Genomic DNA, 20084 nt, shown 5'->3' with positions numbered 1-20084 from the left:
TCACTCCTGCATGGGATTGCATTTGAGCAGATGGAATCAGGCAACTACCGCCTCAGCCGGCGAGACGATATTGGTCTTCATCCCCCGTGAACGCCCCGAACTCAGGTACGCCGCAATCGACTCCTGCGTCACCTCGCCGAGGAACACCCGTTCGGCATCCATCACCGGCAGCCACGCGCGGTTGAACTCGTACATGCGCGACAGCAGGATGCGCAAGTGCTCGTCGTACGCCGCGGTGGCGTTGAACTCACGCAGGAACTGCGCGCAGGTGCCGGTCTGGCGATGCAGGTCGCGACGACGCACATAGCCCAGCGCCTTGTTCTCGGCGCAAGTCACCACGACGTAACGACGGTCATGTTCGTCCATCAACTCCAGCGCATCGGCCACGGGTGTTTCCGGGCTCACCGATGGCGCGTTGTCTGCCGCGTCTTCGGCTTTCACCAACAGCAGGCGCTTGAGCGTGCTGTCCTGACCGACGAAGTTGCTGACGAAATCATCCGCCGGGTGCGCGAGCAGCGTGTCCGGGTGATCGATCTGCAGCAGTTTGCCGGCGCGGAAGATCGCGATCTTGTCGCCGAGTTTGATCGCCTCGTCGATGTCATGGCTGACCATGATCACGGTCTTGTTCAGCGCGCGCTGCATTTCGAAGAACTCGTTCTGGATCATCTCGCGGTTGATCGGGTCGACCGCACCGAACGGCTCGTCCATCAGCAGCAGCGGTGCATCGGCTGCGAGTGCGCGGATCACACCGATACGCTGCTGCTGACCACCGGACAATTCACGCGGGTAGCGATGCAGATACTGCTTGGGCTCGAGCTTGATCATGCTCATCAGCTCGCGGGCGCGGTCGTGGCATTTCTGTTTGTCCCAGCCGAGCAGTTTCGGTACCACGACGATGTTCTCTTCGATGGTCATGTTAGGGAACAGACCGATCTGCTGGATCACGTAGCCGATGTTGCGGCGCAGTGTCACTTCGTCGAGGTCGGTGGTGTCTTCGCCGTTGATCAGGATCTTGCCCGAGGTCGGTTTGATCAGGCGGTTGATCATTTTCAGCGTGGTGCTTTTGCCGCAACCCGATGGCCCGAGGAACACGCAGATCTCGCCTTCATTGACGGTCAGACTCACCGAGTCCACGGCTTTGACATCTTTGCCGTTGCTTTGGAAAGTCTTGCTGAGGTTTTGAAGTTCGATCATTTCAAGAGTCCTTTTGGAGTCAGCGAGCGTTGCAGCCACTGCAGGAAGAGGTCGGCGAAGATCGCCAGAAGACTGACCAGCAGCGCGCCGACGATGAGCATCGACATGTCGCTGCGGCTGATGGAGGCGAGGATCAACACACCGAGGCCGCCGGCGCCGATGGTCGCGGCGATGGTCATCACGCCGATGTTCATCACCACGGCGGTGCGCACGCCAGCGAGGATCACTGGCACCGCGATGGGCAGTTCAACCATGCGCAGGCGCTGGCCGAAGGTCATGCCGATGCCGCGCGCGGCTTCACGAATGCCCGGCTCGACGCCGGTGAGGGCGAGGTAGGTGTTGCGCATGATCGGCAGCAGTGAATACAGGAACACTGCGGTGATCGCCGGCAGCGGACCGAGGCCCTGGCCGAACTTCGAATAGAACGGCAGCAACAGGCCAAACAGCGCGATCGACGGCACGGTCAGCAGCACCGTGGCGCTGGCCTGCAACGGACCGGCGAGGGCCGGAAAGCGCGTCATCAGAATGCCCAGCGGCACACCGATGACAATCGCCAGGGTCACGGCGATGCCGACCAACGTAATGTGCTGCCAGGTCAGGTGCATCACCTGCTGCCAGTCGAGATGGGAAAAGGCGTTCAGAAATTCCATGACTTCTCCTCTCTTAATTCAGTGGGTGCTGACGCAGGAAATCGGCGGCAACGGACGATGGGCTTTCATGATTGACGTCAACCCGCGCGTTGAGCTGGCGCATGGTCTCGTCGTCGAACAGTTCGGCCAGCGGCTTGAGTTGTTCGGCCAGTTTCGGATTGGCGTCCAGCGTGGCCTGACGCACTACGGGCGCGGCGGTGTAGTCGGGGAAGTAATGCTTGTCGTCGGCCAGCAACTTCAGGCCAAAGGCATTGAGGCGGCCGTCGGTGGTGTAGACCAGACCGGCGAATACCTGACCATTGCGCAGCGCGGTGTAGACCAGGCCGGCGTCCATCTGGCGGATGTTCTTGCGGGTCAGGTTCATGTTGTAGAGCTTGACCATGCCGTCGAGCCCGTCGGAACGGTTGGCGAACTCGGTGTCCAACGCTACCAGGTGATTGCTCTTGGCTTCGGCGCGCAGCACGTCGTTGAGCTGGCTGATGTTGCCGATCTGCGGATATTTCTCGGCGATTTTTTTCGGCAGGGCGAGGGCGTAGGTATTGCTGAATTTCGACGGCGTCAGCCAGATCAGGCCTTTCTTCGCGTCGAGTTCCTTGACCCGGGCGTAGGACTGCGCGCTATCGAGTTTTTCGGTGACATGGTTGTAGGCCACCAGCGACACGCCGGTGTATTCCCAGAGCAGGTCCAGTTGTCCGCTTTCGTGGGCGCTGCGGGCGAGGTTGCTGCCCAGACCGCCGGTGATCTGCGCGTCGTAGCCTTTGCTGCGCAGGTATTGCGCGGTGATTTCGGCGAGCAGGGTCTGCTCGGTGAAGACCCGGGCGCCGAGGCGAATCACCGGTTTTTCGGCGGCTTGTGCGATTCCTGCGAACAGCAGGAAGCAGCCTAGGATCAAGCTGAGTCGTTTCATAAATATTCCTCGCAAAGCCTTAAGACGGGCGCAAGCCGCGTTCCAGCCAGAGACGGCTGGCAAGGGTGACCACGCCATCGAGCAACAACGCCAGCAACGCGGTGCACGCGGCGCCGAGCAGCAGTTGCGGCTGATTGTTCAGGGCGATGCCGGGGAAGATCAGGCTGCCAAGGCTGTTGGCGCCGATCAGGAAGGCCAGCGGCGCAGTACCGACATTGATCGCCAGCGCGACACGCACGCCACCGACAATGATCGGTACAGCGTTGGGCAATTCGACTTTCCACAGCACCTGGCGCGGGGTCATGCCGATGCCGACGGCCGCTTCTTTCAGCGAGCCCTGGACATTTTTCAGGCCTTCGTAGGTGTTGCGCACAATCGGCAACAGGGAGGCGAGGAACAAGGCGAAGATCGCCGGGCCGCTGCCGATGCCGAGGATGCCCAGCGCGATCGCGAGCACGGCCAACGGAGGCACGGTGTTGCCGATATTGAAGATCTGCATGAAGCGTTCGGCGCGGCCGACCATGTTCGGGCGGCTGAGGAAGATACCGGCGGGGATGCCCACGACGAGGGCGGCCAGCATGGAAGCGAGGACGAGAACCAGATGAGCTTGCAGGTAAAACAACAAATCGTCGCGGTAGTGTTCGATCGTGTTGATGCCGATCCAGTGGACCAGCAGGGCCAGGAGCGCGATCACCACCGCACCTCCCATCAGCCCTTTGCCATAGCGGATAGCCACAGGCGGACTCCTTTTTTTGTAGTCGGCGAGCGCTGCTCCGCGTGGCAAAACCATTCCTGGCTGCCGGAGTCAGCGTTCGCGAAAAGTAGCCGTTTTCCAGCACCGGCCAAGCGGTGCGAAAGCGAGCCATGAGCGCAGCCTCGTCAGGCTAACTTGCTGATTTTTCAGCCCCTGACGAAGATTCGTAACAGGGGATGGACGTCTCCTTGCTTTAAAAGGTTCCCATCTGAGGCAGCATTTGGCCACCCTTAATGTGCTCAACGGTTCGGTTATTGTCCTGAGTTGGGCTATAATCGCGGCCCTTTTTTGAATCACCGCCAGGCGATTTCCCATGACCCAACAGGCCGCCGAAGTCGCGAAACGCCGCACTTTCGCCATTATTTCCCACCCCGATGCCGGTAAAACCACGATCACCGAAAAGCTCCTGTTGATGGGCAAGGCGATTGCGGTGGCCGGTACGGTGAAATCCCGTAAATCCGATCGCCATGCGACATCCGACTGGATGGAGATGGAGAAGCAGCGGGGTATTTCCATTACCACGTCGGTCATGCAGTTCCCGTATCGCGAACACATGATCAACCTGCTCGACACCCCGGGCCACGAAGACTTCTCCGAAGACACCTACCGCACCCTGACCGCGGTGGACTCGGCCTTGATGGTTCTCGACGGCGGTAAAGGTGTCGAGCCACGGACCATCGCGCTGATGGACGTCTGCCGTCTGCGTGACACGCCGATCGTCAGCTTCATCAACAAACTCGACCGCGACATCCGCGACCCGATCGAACTGCTCGACGAGATCGAAGCTGTTCTGAAGATCAAGGCTGCGCCGATCACCTGGCCCATCGGCTGCTACCGCGACTTCAAGGGCGTGTATCACCTGGCCGATGACTACATCATCGTCTACACCCCAGGCCACGGTCACGAACGCACCGAAACCAAGATCATCCAGAAACTCGACTCCGACGAGGCGCGCGCGCATCTGGGCGACGAGTACGAGCGCTTCATCGAACAACTGGAACTGGTGCAGGGCGCCTGCCACGAATTCAACCAGCAGGAGTTCCTCGACGGTCAACTGACCCCGGTGTTCTTCGGTACCGCGCTGGGCAATTTCGGTGTCGATCACGTGCTCGACGCCGTTGTGGATTGGGCGCCGCGTCCGCTGGCCCGTGTCGCCAACGAGCGTACCGTCGAGCCGGTCGAAGAGAAGTTCTCGGGCTTCATCTTCAAGATCCAGGCGAACATGGACCCGAAACACCGCGACCGCATCGCCTTCATGCGTATCTGCTCCGGCAAATATGAGAAAGGCATGAAGATGCGCCACGTGCGTACCGGCAAGGACGTGCGCATCGGCGACGCCTTGACGTTCTTCTCCTCCGAGCGTGAACAGCTGGAAGAGGCCTACGCCGGCGACATCATTGGTCTGCACAACCACGGCACGATCCAGATCGGCGATACCTTCAGCGAAGGCGAAGTCCTGGGTTTCACCGGTATCCCGCACTTCGCCCCGGAACTGTTCCGTCGTGTGCGTCTGCGTGATCCGCTGAAATCCAAGCAACTGCGTCAGGGCTTGCAGCAGTTGGCGGAAGAGGGCGCGACGCAGGTGTTCTTCCCGGAGCGCAGCAACGACATCATTCTTGGCGCCGTCGGTGTGCTGCAGTTCGATGTGGTCGCGAGTCGTTTGAAAGAGGAATACAAGGTTGAGTGCTCGTATGAGCCGATCACTGTGTATTCGGCGCGCTGGATCGAGTGCAGCGACAAGAAAAAGCTTGAGGAGTTTTCCAACAAGGCTGTGGAGAACCTGGCATTGGATGGCGGTGGGCATTTGACCTATCTGGCGCCGACGCGGGTGAATCTGGCGTTGATGGAAGAGCGTTGGCCGGATGTGAAATTCCGCGCGACGCGTGAGCATCATTAAGGTTTGATTTGTTTTTCTGAAAGCTCCTGAGGTGTAGGCCTTGGGGGCTTTTTTTTGCATTGGTATTGGCGGCCTTTGGGCCGACCATGCTCTGGTTGTTTTGGGGGCATATCCGTTTTTTGGGGTGTTGCGGCTGGCGGTTTCGCCCTTACGGCGAGTCCCTTTTTCAAACGCCAAAAAGGAACCAAAAGGCTTTGCTCCTACGTACGGCCCTCGCAGGCTCGGGTCCCTTCGCTCCGGGATCGATCCGGGCGCAGCGGCTACGGTTTGCTTCGCTGCACCTCCTTCCGCTGTGTCTGGCTGCGCCAGACGGTCGCTGCGCTCCCACGCCCGGATCAATCCCTCCACTCAGCCTTCCGATGTCGCCGGTGACGCAAGATCAAAAGCACTCGAGCTGGCGCTCATTGTTGAGTGGTGAGAAGCGCCGCATGGCTTGGGATTTTCGGTGGATTCGCCCCTCACCCCAGCCCTCTCCCCTTGGAGAGGGAGCCGATTTTTGGGTGGTTCAAAACCTGAGTTCGACTCGGTATGTCATGTCGGCGTACCTCGCCCATTCACCACGATCAGTTCCCTCTCCCTCCGGGAGAGGGCTAGGGTGAGGGGCTTTTGATCTTCAAAATCCGGGTTCGACGCGGCATCGCACTTCGGGGCGCCTCGCTCAAACACCAGATCTGGCTGCGCCAGACGGTCGCTGCGCTCCCACGCCAGGATCAATCCCTCCGCTCAGCCTTCCGATGTCGCTGGTGGATCAAGATCAAAAGCACTCGAGCTGGCGCTCATTGTTGAGTGGTGAGAAGCGCCGCATGGCTTGGGATTTTCGGTGGATTCGCCCCTCACCCCAGCCCTCTCCCCTTGGAGAGGGAGCCGATTTTTGGGTGGTTCAAAACCTGAGTTCGACTCGGTATGTCATGTCGGCGTACCTCGCCCATTCACCACGATCAGTTCCCTCTCCCTCCGGGAGAGGGCTAGGGTGAGGGGCTTTTGATCTTCAAAATCCGGGTTCGACGCGGCATCGCACTTCGGGGCGCCTCGCTCAAACACCAGATCTGGCTGCGCCAGACGGTCGCTGCGCTTCCACGCCCGGATCAGTCCCTCCGCTCAGCCTTCCGATGTCGCTGGTGGATCAAGATCAAAAGCACTCGAGCTGGCGCTCATTGTTGAGTGGTGAGAAGCGCCGCACGGCTTGAGATTTTCGGTGAATTCGCCCCTCACCCCAGCCCTCTCCCGAGGGAGAGGGAGCCGATTCGTGGGCCGTTCAAAACCTGAGCACGACTCGGTATTGCACGTCGGCGTGGCTTTCGCATTCACCTCGGTCAGTTCCCTCTCCCTCCGGGAGAGGGCTAGGGTGAGGGGCTTTTGATCTTCAAAATCCGGGTTCGACGCGGCATCGCACTTCGGGGCGCCTCGCTCAAACACCAGATCTGGCTGCGCCAGACGGTCGCTGCGCTCCCACGCCCGGATCAATCCCTCCACTCAGCCTTCCGATGTCGCTGGTGACGCAAGATCAAAAGCACTCGAGCTGGCTCTCATTGTTGAGTGGTGAGAAGCGCCGCACGGCTTGGGATTTTCGGTGAATTCGCCCCTCACCCCAGCCCTCTCCCGAGGGGAGGGAGCCAGATTGATGAGCTGTTCAAATCCTGAGTTCGGCTCGGTATTTCAGATCGGCGTACCTTCTCCAAGCAACTCGGTCAGTCCCCTCTCCCTCCGGGAGAGGGATAGGCGGGCGGCGTTCCGATGAGGGGTTTTTTGTTGCTGCTTGAAAATGGGGAACTGTCAGGCATACAGAATTTTCTGTAGGCAGTTTTCTTCAGCAACGTAGCCCGACTCTGTTTTTACTTCGCCAGGCCTTTGCCTCGCGACATTGCGCTTGATCCGGTTTAGTGTTCAAAGAACCCTCGCCCACAGCGGACGTTTCATGCTCAAAGGACTGACCCATCTCCTGCACCCCAACGGCTATTTCGCCCCGATGGCCTGGGTGCTCGGCGCGCTTTTATTTATCAATCGCCTCAGCGCCATGGTCAAGCTATTCATGGCGTTGTATCTGCGTCAGGAGCTGGGTTTTGCGATTGAAACCGTCGGCTGGTTACTCTCGGCTTATGGCGCGGGTTTGCTGGTCGGTTCAATGCTCGGCGGTTGGCTCAGTGATCATGTGCGCACGGCGCGGCTGACGGCGGCGCTGTTTTTTGTTTCGGTGTGGGTGCTGATGTTGCTGGGGCTGGTGACGCAGGTGGCGTGGCTGGCCGGTCTGTTGTTGCTCAGTGGTGTGATTGATGGGGCGATTCGTACGCTGCATCAGCGGCTGATCATGGAGTACTGCGAAGTTGCGCAGCGTTCGCGGGCGCAGGCTTTGAGTCGGGTGGCGCGTAATCTGGGCATGGCGGCTGCCGGGGTGGCGGGTGGGGTGTTGGCGCAGGCGGATTTTCGCTGGGTGTTTTTTGTCAGTGCGGCGATGACGATGCTGGCCTTGTTGTGGTTTGTGCGCACGACGTGGCGGCGGCCGATCATTAAGCAGGATGGAGCGCGGGAGACGGTTTCAGGCTCGCCGTATCGCGATAAACCGTTTCTATGGCTGCTGGCCGCGACCGCCATGCTCGGTATCGCGTTCGATACGGTTTACAGCACGCTGGGCAATTATCTGCGGGATTACTACCACCTGAGCACCGAAGTGATCGGCTGGCAATTCGGCCTCAATGCGTTGCTGGTGATTGCGCTGCAGATTCCGCTGTCCCACTCGATCGAACGCTGGGGCGCGCGCTGGCAGATGCTGGCCGGGAGTGTGCTGCTGGCGTGCGGGTTGGGGATGTTGCCGTTCGGTTCGGGGCTGTTTTACGTGTGTCTGTCGACGGTTATCTGGACGCTGGGCGAGGCGCTGTTCATGCCGCCGCTGAATGTGCTGGCGATGCAGTTTGCCCAGAGCGGCAGAAGCGGTCAGTACTTCGGATTGTTCTTCATGAGCTGGAGTGCCAGCGCGTTGTTATCACCGATGCTCAGCGGGCAGCTCTATGGCGAATTTGGCGGGCACAGTGTCTGGCTGATGAGTGCGCTGCTGGTGCTGATCTCGATTCCGCTGACCTGGCAGGCCACGCGCGCAGCTTAGCTGTTTCGGTTATGACCTTTATTCGAAAGCAATCTGTCTATCAAGGGCATTTCTGCCTTTGCCGTCGCGTCCTAAGTGGTGAGTCGGGCGGTTCGCAACTAGATTTCACACGGAGCCAGTCCGGCAAGCATGTCTTAGCGCAACAGGATGGAGTCGGCCATGAAAAGCAGATTGCTACGGGTTTTGATGTTGTTGAAAGTGATGGTGATGCTGTCTCTTGGCACCGCTACGGCGTGGGCCGAGTGTGAGGATCACGATTCGCAGGCGTTCAATGGGCAGGTCGGGCACAGCGGGCTGATGATTGCCAAATCGGAGTCGGAGCCGGGGGACATGAATCAGGGCGGCAGCGCCGATGATGACGACTCGACGACCGGTGATCCGGACAGCGATGACCCGGATGATGAGGGCGATAGCCAGACGTAGATCGCAGGCAAAAGAAAACCCCTTCGGCCTCGACTGATGCGCAATCGGGGTGGAAGGGGTTTGTTAACACGTCACTCTGGTTGAAATGCGATCCCTGTAGGCCTTCGCCTGCTCGATATCGGTGGATCAGTCGATGAGGATGTTGACTGAAATAACGCTATCGCGAGCAGGCGAAGGCCTACATTGGTTTTGTGTTGGCCTCCGGAGCTGCTTACGCTGCGCCGTCGAGGAATTGCTCGGCGTAGTGGCAAGCCACCTGCCGATTATCCAGCTCGCGCAACAGCGGCTCTTCGGTGCTGCAACGCTCGGTCGCATACGGGCAGCGCTTGTGGAAAGCGCAACCTGGTGGCGGGTTCAGCGGGTTGGGCAGTTCGCCGACGATCTTGATTTTCGGCTTGTTCGGGTCCGGGTGAATGGTCGGGGTCGCCGACAGCAGCGCCTGGGTGTAAGGGTGCAGCGGGCGCTCGTAGATGTCGTTTTTCGGGCCCAGTTCCACCGGGCGCCCGAGGTACATCACCATCACGTCATCGGCCACGTGCTGCACCACCGCGAGGTTGTGCGAGATGAACACGTAGGCAGTGTTGAACTCCTGCTGCAGGTCCATGAACAGGTTCAGCACCTGAGCCTGAATCGACACGTCCAGCGCCGAAGTCGGTTCATCCGCCACCAGCACTTTCGGCTGCAGCATCATCGCCCGGGCCAGGGCGATACGCTGGCGCTGACCGCCAGAGAACATGTGCGGATAGCGCTGGTAGTGCTCGGGACGCAAGCCGACCTGCTTCATCATCGCCTGGACTTTCTCGCGACGCTCGGCGGCGGAGAGGTTGGTGTTGATCAGCAGCGGTTCGCCGAGCTGGTCACCGACTTTCTGCCGTGGGTTCAGCGACGCGTACGGGCTTTGAAAGACCATCTGCACGTCTTTGCGCAGTTGCTTGCGTTGCGCCTTGTCGGCACCGGCAACTTCCTGGCCGGCGATTTTCAGCGAGCCTGACGATGGCTCCTCAATCAGTGTCAGCGCGCGGGCGAGGGTGGATTTGCCGCAGCCCGATTCGCCCACCACGGCGAGGGTCTTGCCGGCTTCCAGTTCGAACGACACACCGTTGAGTGCGCGCACGGTCGCATGGCCCTTGAACAGGCCACGGGAGACTTCGTAGTGACGGGTCAGGTCGCGGGCGGTAAGTACGACGGCCATTACGCCACCTCCTGGTTCAGCGGGTAGAAGCAGCGGGCGAGGCTGTTGCTTTTCGGGTCAAGGCCGGGACGCTGCGCGCGGCAGTTGTCCTGCACGTACGGGCAGCGCGGCGACAGCAGGCAACCTTGCGGACGGTCGTAACGACCCGGGACGATGCCCGGCAGGGTCGACAGGCGTGAGGCGCCGAGGCTGTGCTCGGGAATCGCCTTGAGCAGCGCTTCGCTGTACGGGTGCGCCGGGATGTCAAACAGTTGCGGGACTTGGCCGACTTCCACAGCCTGCCCGGCATACATTACGCAGACGCGCTGGGCGGTTTCGGCGACGACCGCGAGGTCGTGAGTGATCAGCACCAGGCCCATGTTCTGTTCTTTCTGCAACGCCAGCAGCAGATCCATGATCTGCGCCTGAATCGTCACGTCGAGCGCGGTGGTCGGTTCGTCGGCGATCAGCAGTTTCGGCTCGCCGGCAATCGCCATGGCGATCGCGACGCGCTGGCTCATGCCACCGGACAGTTGATGCGGGTAGGCGTCCATACGGCTGGCGGCGCCAGGGATTTCGACTTTTTCCAGCAGTTCGATGGCACGCTTGCGCGCTTGCTTGCCGGACATTTTCAGGTGCAGGCGCAGCACTTCTTCGATCTGGAAACCGACGGTGTAGCTCGGGTTCAGCGCGGTCATCGGATCCTGGAAGACCATCGACAGGTCCTTGCCGACGATCTGCCGACGCTGACGGTTGCTCAGCTTGAGCATGTCCTTGCCGTCGAAGCTGAGCGAGTCAGCGGTGACGATGCCGGGGTGCTCGATCAGGCCCATCAGCGCCATCATGGTCACGGATTTACCCGAGCCCGACTCGCCAACGATGGCCAGCACTTCGCCTTTGTCGACTTTCAGGTCGAGGCCGTCGACCACGGGTGTGGCGTTCTTGTCGCCGAAGCGGACGTTGAGATTCTTGATTTCTAGCAGTGACATGGGAATCTCCTCAGGCGGCGTTCTTGAGTTTCGGGTCCAGCGCATCGCGCAGGCCGTCGCCCATCAAGTTGATTGCCAGCACGCTGAGCAAAATGGTCAAGCCAGGCAGACTGACTACCCACCAGGCGCGTTCGATGTAGTCGCGGGCCGAGGCCAGCATGGTGCCCCACTCAGGGGTTGGCGGTTGTACGCCGAGGCCGAGGAAGCCCAGGGCGGCGGCATCGAGGATCGCCGACGAGAAGCTCAGGGTCGCCTGCACGATCAGCGGCGCCATGCAGTTAGGCAGCACGGTGATGAACATCAGACGCGGCAGGCCGGCACCGGCCAGGCGCGCAGCGGTGACGTAGTCGCGGTTCAGTTCGCCCATCACCGCGGCACGGGTCAGACGCACGTAGGACGGCAGCGAAACCACGGCAATCGCGATCACGGTGTTGATCAGGCCAGGGCCGAGGATAGCGACGATCGCCACGGCCAGCAGCAGCGACGGCAAGGCCAGCATGATGTCCATCAGACGCATGATGGTCGGGCCGATCATCTTCGGGAAGAAACCGGCGAACAGACCCAAAAGGATCCCCGGAATCAGCGACATCACCACCGACGACAAGCCGATCAGCAGCGACAGGCGCGAGCCTTGGATCAGGCGCGAGAGCAGGTCACGGCCAAGCTCATCGGTGCCGAGCAGGAATTGAATCTGCCCGCCTTCGAGCCACGCCGGTGGTGTCAGCAGGAAGTCGCGGTATTGCTCGCTCGGGTCATGCGGCGCAACCCACGGCGCGAAGATCGCGCAGAAAATGATCAGCAGCATGAACAGCAGGCCGGCAACGGCGCCCTTGTTTTTCGCGAAGGCTTGCCAGAATTCTTTGTACGGCGACGGGTACAGCAGGCTTTGATCCACGGCGGACGTGGCGGTGGCTACTGAGGATGTTGGAGTGCTCATGGTATTGACCTCAGCGCTGATGACGGATGCGTGGGTTGGCAAAGCCGTAGAGGATGTCCACCACGAAGTTGACCAGAATCACCAGGCAGGCGATTAACAGGATGCCGTTTTGCACCACCGGATAGTCCCGGGCGCCGATGGCTTCGATCAGCCATTTGCCTATGCCGGGCCAGGAGAAGATGGTTTCGGTCAGAACCGCACCGGCCAGCAGCGTGCCGACCTGCAGGCCGACGACGGTGAGTACCGGAATCAGTGCGTTACGCAGACCGTGGACGAACACCACGCGCGACGGCGACAGACCTTTGGCCTTGGCGGTGCGGATGTAGTCTTCGCGCAGCACTTCGAGCATCGACGAACGGGTCATCCGCGCGATCACCGCCAGCGGAATGGTGCCGAGCACGATGGCCGGCAGGATCAGGTGATGCAGCGCATCGAAGAACGCGCCGACGTCATCGGCCAGCAGCGTGTCGATCAGCATGAAGCCGGTTTTCGGCTCGATGTCATACAGCAGGTCGATCCGCCCGGAGACCGGCGTCCAGCCCAGGCTCACCGAGAAGAACATGATCAGGATCAGGCCCCACCAGAAGATCGGCATCGAATAGCCCGCCAGGGAGATGCCCATCACCCCGTGGTCGAACAGCGATCCTCGCTTGAGTGCCGCGATTACCCCGGCCAGAAGGCCGAGGATGCCGGCGAACAGCAGGGCGGCCATGGACAGTTCCAGGGTCGCCGGGAAGAGGGAGGTGAATTCGGTCCAGACGCTCTCACGCGTACGCAGTGATTCGCCGAGATCGCCTTGGGCCAGTTTGCCGATGTAGTCCAGGTATTGGGCGTACAGCGGTTTGTTCAGACCGAGGCGTTCCATTGCCTGAGCGTGCATTTCGGGGTCGACCCGACGTTCGCCCATCATCACTTCCACGGGGTCGCCCGGAATCATGCGAATCAACGCGAAAGTCAGCAAGGTGATGCCGAAAAACGTGGGGATCAACAACCCCAGTCGGCGGGCAATAAAACTAAACATCTTGTGTGGTACCTCATCAGCCGGTTAGGCGTGTCCGGCGTCCCTCAGGTCAGGGACGCCGGGCGTTTCTTATCTACTTCACCTGGGTGGTGGCGAAGTTATTAGTGGTGAGAGGGCTGATGTGGTAGCCCTCTACATTTTTGCGCATTGCGGTAAACATCCGAGTATGAGCCATGCTGATCCATGGCTGGTCCTGATTAAACAGCACTTGCGCCTGTTCGTAGAGCGCGGCGCGTTCGGCCGGATCTACTTTAGCCCGTGCTTCTTCCAGCAGCGCCTGGAATTTCTCGTTGCACCAGCGCGCGTAGTTTTCGCCGTTCTTGGCGGCCTCGCAACTGAGCATAGGCGTCAGGAAGTTATCCGGGTCGCCGTTGTCGCCCGCCCATCCGGCCGACACCATGTCATGCTCGCCGGCCTTGGCGCGCTTGAGCATTTCGCCCCATTCCATCACGCGGATGTCGATCTTGATCCCGACTTTCGCAAGGTCAGCCTGCATCATCTGCGCGCCGAGCATCGGGTTGGGGTTGGTCGGACCGCCGCCGTTGCGAGTGAACAGGGTGAATACGGTGCCATCCGGTACGCCGGCTTCCTTGAGCAGCTTGCGCGCGGCGTCGAGGTCGCGTGGCGGGTTTTTCAGGTCGTGGTTATAACCGAGCAAGGTCGGCGGGTACGGGTTGACTGCAACCGACGCGTTGCCTTTGCCGAACAGCGCGTTGACATAGGCTTCCTTGTCGAAAGCAATGTCGATGGCTTTACGCACACGCACGTCACTCATGTATTTGTGCTGGGTGTTCATGGCGATGTACGAAACGGTCATCGCGTCCAGTTCGTCGACTTTCAGGTTGCTGTCTTTCTTGATGCTCGGAATGTCGTCCGGCTTCGGATACAGGGCGATCTGGCACTCGTTGGCCTTGAGCTTCTGCAGGCGCACGTTGTTGTCGGTGGCAATGGCCAGGATCAACGCATCGGCCGGAGGCTTGCCGCGGAAATAATCCGGGTTGGCCTTGAAGCGCACCTGCGCATCCTTGGCGTAACGCTGGAAGATGAACGGGCCGGTGCCGATCGGCTTGTTGTTCAGATCGCCGGTCTTGTTGGCCTTGAGCAACTGGTCGGCGTATTCGGCCGGGTAGATCGACGAGAACGCCATCGCGATGTCTGCCAGGAACGGCGCTTCGCGGCGGGTCAGGGTGAATTTGACCGTGTTGTCGTCGACTTTCTCGACGCTTTTGAGCAGTTCCTTGAAGCCCATGCTTTCAAAGTACGGGAAGCCCACGCTCGACAGTTTGTGCCACGGGTGATTCGGGTCCAGTTGACGCTGGAAGCTCCAGACCACGTCGTCGGCGTTCATGTCGCGAGTCGGCTTGAAGTATTCGGTGGTGTGAAACTTGACGCCTTTGCGCAGATGGAACGTGTAGGTCAGGCCGTCTTCGCTGATGTCCCAGGACTCGGCGAGTGCCGGGATCACTTCGGTGGTGCCGGGTTTAAAGTCGGCCAAGCGGTTGAAGATGGTTTCGGCCACAGCATCCGCCGTGACTGCAGTCGTGTACTGGACCATATCGAAGCCTTCCGGGCTGGCTTCGGTGCAGACCACCAAGGGTTTGGCCGAGACGCCGACAGCGACACTCAGCAACGCAGCCGCGATGGCCGCACGTAGGGGAAGCATTTTCATCGATAACCCTCTGCAATCGGTTGAAGACAAAAAACCAAACGGCCGACTCATCATGAGTCAGCCGTCGGTTGGCGTTTTTACAGAATGTTGAACGGAATCGTAGTCACCAGACGGAACTCGTTGATGCTGCCGTCCGCCTGGTTTTCGCTGGCGCGGTGCGCGGTGTAAGTGCCGCGAATGGTCGTCGCTTTAAGCGGGCCGCTTTGTACCGCGTAGGTTGCACCGACGCCGTATTCATAGTGGTGCTCGCCGTCCATCGCCTGCACGCCGTCATAGCCGCCACCCTTGTAGTGAGTGCCGTCGATGCCCCAGCCGCGCGCCTGGTAGATGTTGAATTTCAGGCCCGGCACGCCGTATTCGGCCATGTTGATGCCGTAGGAAACCTGGAAGGATTTCTCGTTCGGGCCGTTGAAGTCCGAGAGCAGGGAGTTGGCCAGGTAGATACCGTTGGTTTCGTGCAGGTAGTCGAAGTACTCGTTACCGTTCACTTCCTGATACGAGAAGGTCAGGGTATGCGCCAGGTGGGTCAGGCCGAACGACAGCGAGTAGGTGTCGTTGTCGATGTCGCCCAGCAGCTTTTTACCTTCGTCGACGGTCTTGTAGTAGTTCAGGCCGGTGGTCAGGCTGAGGATCGAGCTGTCACCCAATACGTGGGTGGCGCCGAAGTAGTACTGGTTCCACAGGTCTTCGGCCTGGGTACCCCACAGGCTGGTGGTCAGGCTGGCGAACGGCTGGTACGAGATACCGGCGGTGTTGACGTGATCGGCTTCGGCGTTGATGTCGCCGTACTCGGAGCGGAACTTGCTCAGGCTTTCTTCGGTACGTGGCGAAACGCGGTCGAAGGTCGCGATGTCGAACGCCAGGTTGTTCAGCTCTTCGCTGTGGATCGCGATACCTTCGAAGCTCGATGGCAGCGGACGGTTACCGATCACATCGACCTGCGGGCTGCTGAAGTTCATGCGGCCGGCGGTCAGGGTGGTGTTGGAGATGCGTGCCTTGACGTTGGCCAGGCCCAGCTTGCTCCACTGGCCGACAGCGTCGCCGCCTTCGCGGGTCAGGGTACGGTTGTTGCCGGCGCCAGGACGGGTGCCCGGTGCGCCACCATTATTGGCAGCGAGGTTCTCGCGGTCACGCTCCAGGGCGATGGCGTTGTATGCGGCCACTTCGGTGCTGAAGCCGACCGTACCTTCGGTGAAACCCGAGTTGTACTTGATGATCGTGCCTTGCACCCAGTTGATGCGACGGTCGGTTTCGTTGGACTGACCGTTCTTGCGGTAAGCGAACTTGCCGCCGCGCTTGAGTTGTTCGTTGGCATACCAGTTACGGGTCGAACCGCTGATCGATTGCCCTTCGAGGAAACCGGTGGCTTCGGCCTGGGCGCTCTTTTCGTTGACGGTCACTGGCGTGAACGCCTGGCTTTGGGTTTCCGCATAAGCCGTGGCGGTGATGCTGCTGATGGCCAGGGCCAGTATCGCGGTGCTGCTCAGTTTCATGGGTGAAGCTCCTTTACTTTCTTTTTATCCCGGCTTTTTTTGGTAGACCGGTTATTGGTTTAGAACTCGTTCACACATCGCAAACGTTTGCAAAAGGCCGGATTGACGAATTTCGGCAAAGCGCTTGCGTGAGGGGAGTTCACGGCTCCCCTCAGCGTTGCGGCTAATCGGTAGGTTTAATCGATACTGACGCCCGAAAATACGTTGCGACCGAATGGGCTGACTTTGAAGCCCTCGACCTTGGTGCTTAACGGCTGGTTGACCGTCGAGTGGGCGACTGGCGTGATCGGCACTTGCTGTTTAAGCAATTGCTGGGCCTGTTTATAAAGCACGGTGCGCTGTTCGCGGTCGGTAACGACCTTGGCTTGTTTAATCAGCTTGTCGTACGCCGGATCGCACCACATGGAGTAGTTGTTGCCGCCAATCGCATCGCAGCTGTACAGGGTGCCGAGCCAGTTGTCCGGGTCACCATTGTCGCCGGTCCAGCCGATCAGGCTGACGTCGTGTTCGCCATTCTTGGTGCGCTTGATGTACTCGCCCCATTCATAGCTGACGATCTTCACTTTCAGACCGATCTTCGCCCAGTCGGCCTGCAGCATTTCGGCCATCAGTTTGGCGTTCGGGTTGTACGGGCGCTGCACCGGCATGGCCCACAGGGTGATCTCGGTGCCTTCTTTCACACCGGCAGCCTTGAGCAGTTCCCTGGCTTTTTCCGGGTTGTAGGCGGCGTCCTTGACGGTGTCGTCGTAGGACCACTGCGTCGGTGGCATCGCGTTGACGGCCAGTTGACCGGCGCCTTGATAAACAGCGTTGAGAATCCCTTGTTTATTCACCGCCATGTCCAGCGCCTGGCGCACTTCGAGCTGGTCGAAAGGCTTGTGGCGGACGTTGTAGGCGATGTAGCCGAGGTTGAAACCGGGCTTGGAGATCAGTTGCAGTTTCGGGTCGGCCTTCAGCGCTTCGACATCGGCCGGACGCGGATGCAGGGTGATCTGGCATTCGCCTGCCTTGAGCTTCTGCACCCGCACCGAGGCGTCGGTGTTGATAGCGAAGATCAGATTGTCGAGCTTGACCCGGCTCGGGTCCCAATACTGTTTATTAGCCGTGTAACGGATGTTCGAATCTTTCTGATAACTCTTGAACACGAACGGCCCGGTGCCGATCGGTTTCTGGTTGATGTCGCTCGGCTTGCCTTCGGCCAGCAGCTTGTCGGCGTATTCGGCGGACAGGATGGAGGCGAAGCTCATGGCGATGTTCTGAATGAACGCGGCGTCGACGCTGTTGAGCGTGAACTCCACGGTCAGTGGCCCGGTCTTTTCGACCTTGGCGATGTTCTTGTTCAGGCTCATCCCGTTGAAATACGGGAATTCGGTCGGGTAAGCCTTACGAAACGGCTGTTGCGCATCAAGCATGCGATTGAACGTGAACAGCACGTCGTCGGCGTTGAAGTCGCGGCTCGGTTTGAAGTAAGGGGTCGTATGAAATTTCACACCTTCACGCAGGTGGAAAGTGTATTTCAGACCATCCTCGGAAATATCCCACGTTGTTGCCAGGCCAGGTACGACATTGGTCGCGCCCTTTTCGAACTCGACCAGGCGGTTGTACAGCGGTTCGGCGGCGTCGTTATCGGTGGCCGTCGTATATTGCGCGGTATCGAAACCCGCCGGGCTGCCTTCCGAGCAGAACACCAGGCTTTTCTGTGCGGCGAAACTGGCGGACGACGCGGCCAACAGGCCAGCACCCAGCAAAGCGGACAATTTCAAGGTATGGCGCATGACGCTCCCTCTTTTTTTAATGGTGTGCAATGCGCTTTGGCCCCGATCCCGGGACGTTCATGGCGCATTGAGCTCAATCCAATACGTACGGCAAAACCGGTGGCCCACGCAGACACTGGTCAGTACGCGACGGTAGGCACCGTGCTTCTGGCAGTAAATACGTAAAAGCCTTAATGCTCGTAGGAAAAGTCGACGCGCCTATACCGAAGCAATCATCTACTACGGATTTTGGTGTAGGCCTTTTCCTGTTTGCCCGGTAGAAAAAGCAACGGCGACGTCAGAAACGCCGCCGTTGCAATGCCTTACTTGCTGACGCTGACGCCGTAGAAAGAATTCAAGCCGAATGGGCTGATCTTGAAATCCTGCACGTTGGCGCGCATGGGTTGGTACACCGTCGAGTGAGCGATAGGTGTCATCGGAACTGCATCTTTGAGGACGTGTTGCGCCTGTTTGTACAGTTCGGTGCGCTTGCCCTGATCGGTCGTGCGTTTGGCTTCTTTCACCAGACCGTCGAACTTCTTGTCGCACCACTTGGAGAAGTTGTTGCCGCTGAGCGAGTCGCAGCCGAACAGCACGTTCAGCCAGTTGTCCGGATCACCATTGTCACCGCTCCAGCCAATGATCATGGCCTGGTTCTCGCCACCTTTGGAACGCTTGATGTACTCGCCCCATTCGTAGCTGGTGATCTTCACTTTCAAGCCGATCTTGGCCCAGTCGGACTGGAGCATTTCGGCCATCAGCTTGGCGTTCGGGTTGTATGGACGTTGTACCGGCATCGCCCACAGCACGATTTCGGTACCTTCCTTGACGCCGGCTTCCTTGAGCAGCTGTTTGGCTTTCTCAGGGTCGTACTTGGTGTCTTTGATGGTGGTGTCGTAGGACCACTGGGTCGGCGGCATGGCGTTGACGGCCAGTTGACCCGCGCCCTGGTAAACCGAATCGATGATCTGCGGCTTGTTCACCGCCATGTCCAGCGCCTGACGCACGCGCAGGTCAGCCAGTGGGTTGGCTTCGTTGCTGCCCTTGACCTTGTCCATCACGTTGTAGGCGATGTAGCCGAGGTTGAAACCGGCCTGATCCGGCATCTTCAGCGCTTTGTCTTCTTTCAGCGCCTTGAGGTCGGCCGGACGCGGGAACAGGGTGACCTGGCACTCGTTCTTTTTCAGCTTCTGGATACGCACCGACGGGTCGGTGGTGATGGCGAAGATCAGGTTGTCGATCTTCACGTCTTCCGGCTTCCAGTAATCCTTGTTGCCGGTGTAACGGATGTTGGAATCTTTCTGGTAGCTCTTGAACACGAACGGACCAGTGCCGATCGGCTTCTGGTTGATGTCGGCGGCTTTGCCTTCCTTGAGCAGCTGGGCCGCGTATTCGGCGGACTGCACGGAAGCGAAGCTCATCGCCAGGTTCTGGATGAACGCGGCATCGACTTCTTTCAACGTGAACTTGACGGTGTGGTCGTCGACTTTATCGATCTTGGTGATGTTGGTGTCCATCCCCATGTCGGTGAAGTACGGGAATTCGGTCGGGTACGCCTTACGGAAAGGGTCGTCCTTGTTGATCATGCGGTTGAAAGTAAACAGCACGTCGTCGGCGTTGAATTCACGAGTCGGCTTGAAGTACGGCGTGGTGTGGAACTTGACGCCTTCACGCAGGTGGAAGGTGTACGTCAGGCCGTCATCGGAAATGTCCCACTTGGTCGCCAGCCCAGGAATCACGGCGGTGCCGCCGCGCTCGAACTGGGTCAGACGGTTGAACATGGTTTCGGCTGAGGCGTCGAAGTCGGTTCCGGTGGTGTACTGGCCTGGGTCGAAACCGGCCGGGCTGCCTTCGGAGCAGAACACCAGGTTAGTCGCAGCGGATGCGAACGGTGCGGAGGCTAACAAGCCTGCGCCGACTAAAAACGGAATGACCGCGTGTTTAAGCATGTTGGCCTCATGATTTGTTGTCATTTTTTAGTAGTGAGGTACGACCTCGTGAGTCGTGCCTGCGGATACTTATGCAGGGGCCATACCCAATGCAAGATCCAGAGCGGTCGGCGGCGTCAAAGCGTGGCACGAACGTACCTTAATGTCGCATCCGTATAACTTCTGACGCATTTGACCGT

Annotated in this window: 15 protein-coding genes; 3 read left to right on the top strand and 12 right to left on the bottom strand. The window is 59.5% G+C overall.

The window, feature by feature from the left end; genetic code table 11:
• Window positions 1–36: 36 nt before the first annotated feature.
• Genes BLU24_RS24510 through BLU24_RS24495 form a run of 4 tightly spaced genes read right to left on the bottom strand, consistent with a single transcriptional unit; the run spans window position 37 to window position 3460 of the window.
• Window positions 37–1194 (bottom strand): osmoprotectant ABC transporter ATP-binding protein OsmV, encoded by a 1158-nt coding sequence (locus BLU24_RS24510; RefSeq protein WP_093104729.1) that lies wholly within the window; start codon window positions 1192–1194, stop codon window positions 37–39.
• On the bottom strand, window positions 1191–1844 hold the full coding sequence (locus BLU24_RS24505) for an ABC transporter permease (RefSeq protein ID WP_090281735.1): 654 nt from the start codon (window positions 1842–1844) through the stop codon (window positions 1191–1193). The genes BLU24_RS24510 and BLU24_RS24505 overlap by 4 nt, the downstream gene beginning before the upstream one ends.
• Window positions 1845–1857: 13 nt before the next feature.
• Window positions 1858–2751 (bottom strand): glycine betaine ABC transporter substrate-binding protein, encoded by an 894-nt coding sequence (locus BLU24_RS24500; protein ID WP_093104728.1) that lies wholly within the window; start codon window positions 2749–2751, stop codon window positions 1858–1860.
• 19 nt (window positions 2752–2770) lie between these two features.
• Window positions 2771–3460 carry an ABC transporter permease gene (locus BLU24_RS24495; protein WP_172833351.1) on the bottom strand — a complete coding sequence of 230 codons (690 nt, stop codon included), beginning with the start codon at window positions 3458–3460 and terminating at the stop codon, window positions 2771–2773.
• 358 nt (window positions 3461–3818) lie between these two features.
• Here BLU24_RS24495 and BLU24_RS24490 point away from each other — a divergent pair, with 358 nt between their 5' ends.
• From BLU24_RS24490 to BLU24_RS24480, 3 genes are all read left to right on the top strand, one after another.
• Complete coding sequence (locus tag BLU24_RS24490; RefSeq protein WP_093104726.1) at window positions 3819–5402, top strand: peptide chain release factor 3; 1584 nt, start codon at window positions 3819–3821, stop codon at window positions 5400–5402.
• 1915 nt (window positions 5403–7317) lie between these two features.
• Window positions 7318–8499 carry an MFS transporter gene (locus BLU24_RS24485; protein WP_093104723.1) on the top strand — a complete coding sequence of 394 codons (1182 nt, stop codon included), beginning with the start codon at window positions 7318–7320 and terminating at the stop codon, window positions 8497–8499.
• Between the two features lie 159 nt (window positions 8500–8658).
• Window positions 8659–8922 carry a hypothetical protein gene (locus BLU24_RS24480; protein WP_093104721.1) on the top strand — a complete coding sequence of 88 codons (264 nt, stop codon included), beginning with the start codon at window positions 8659–8661 and terminating at the stop codon, window positions 8920–8922.
• A 211-nt stretch (window positions 8923–9133) separates the two neighbouring features.
• Here BLU24_RS24480 and BLU24_RS24475 read toward each other — a convergent pair whose 3' ends face one another.
• The 8 genes from BLU24_RS24475 to BLU24_RS24440 form a co-directional block, all read right to left on the bottom strand.
• The gene (locus BLU24_RS24475) at window positions 9134–10114 is read right to left on the bottom strand and encodes a peptide ABC transporter ATP-binding protein (protein ID WP_093104716.1); all 981 of its coding nucleotides are present in this window, start codon (window positions 10112–10114) and stop codon (window positions 9134–9136) included.
• Window positions 10114–11082, bottom strand: a complete 969-nt coding sequence (locus BLU24_RS24470) for an ABC transporter ATP-binding protein (RefSeq protein WP_090281743.1) — start codon at window positions 11080–11082, stop codon at window positions 10114–10116. The genes BLU24_RS24475 and BLU24_RS24470 overlap by 1 nt, the downstream gene beginning before the upstream one ends.
• Before the next feature lie 10 nt (window positions 11083–11092).
• A complete protein-coding gene (locus BLU24_RS24465) occupies window positions 11093–12019 on the bottom strand; it encodes an ABC transporter permease subunit (RefSeq protein WP_093104715.1) in 927 nt (308 codons plus the stop codon).
• Between the two features lie 10 nt (window positions 12020–12029).
• Window positions 12030–13040: an ABC transporter permease subunit gene (locus BLU24_RS24460; protein WP_016771720.1), complete on the bottom strand. Its 1011-nt coding sequence runs from the start codon at window positions 13038–13040 to the stop codon at window positions 12030–12032.
• Between the two features lie 73 nt (window positions 13041–13113).
• Entirely contained in the window at window positions 13114–14709 is a 1596-nt protein-coding gene (locus BLU24_RS24455) for an ABC transporter substrate-binding protein (RefSeq protein WP_093104714.1), read from the bottom strand.
• Between the two features lie 77 nt (window positions 14710–14786).
• Complete coding sequence (locus tag BLU24_RS24450; protein WP_093104713.1) at window positions 14787–16202, bottom strand: OprD family porin; 1416 nt, start codon at window positions 16200–16202, stop codon at window positions 14787–14789.
• 176 nt (window positions 16203–16378) lie between these two features.
• Entirely contained in the window at window positions 16379–17977 is a 1599-nt protein-coding gene (locus BLU24_RS24445; protein ID WP_093104710.1) for an ABC transporter substrate-binding protein, read from the bottom strand.
• 302 nt (window positions 17978–18279) lie between these two features.
• Window positions 18280–19905: an ABC transporter substrate-binding protein gene (locus BLU24_RS24440; protein WP_093104709.1), complete on the bottom strand. Its 1626-nt coding sequence runs from the start codon at window positions 19903–19905 to the stop codon at window positions 18280–18282.
• Window positions 19906–20084 lie beyond the last annotated feature (179 nt).

Origin of the sequence: Pseudomonas sp. Z003-0.4C(8344-21), from assembly GCF_900104975.1 — a bacterium.
Lineage (GTDB): Bacteria > Pseudomonadota > Gammaproteobacteria > Pseudomonadales > Pseudomonadaceae > Aquipseudomonas > Aquipseudomonas granadensis.
The sequence above is the reverse complement of the archived record's forward strand: the minus strand, read 5'-3'. Positions and strand labels throughout refer to the sequence as shown.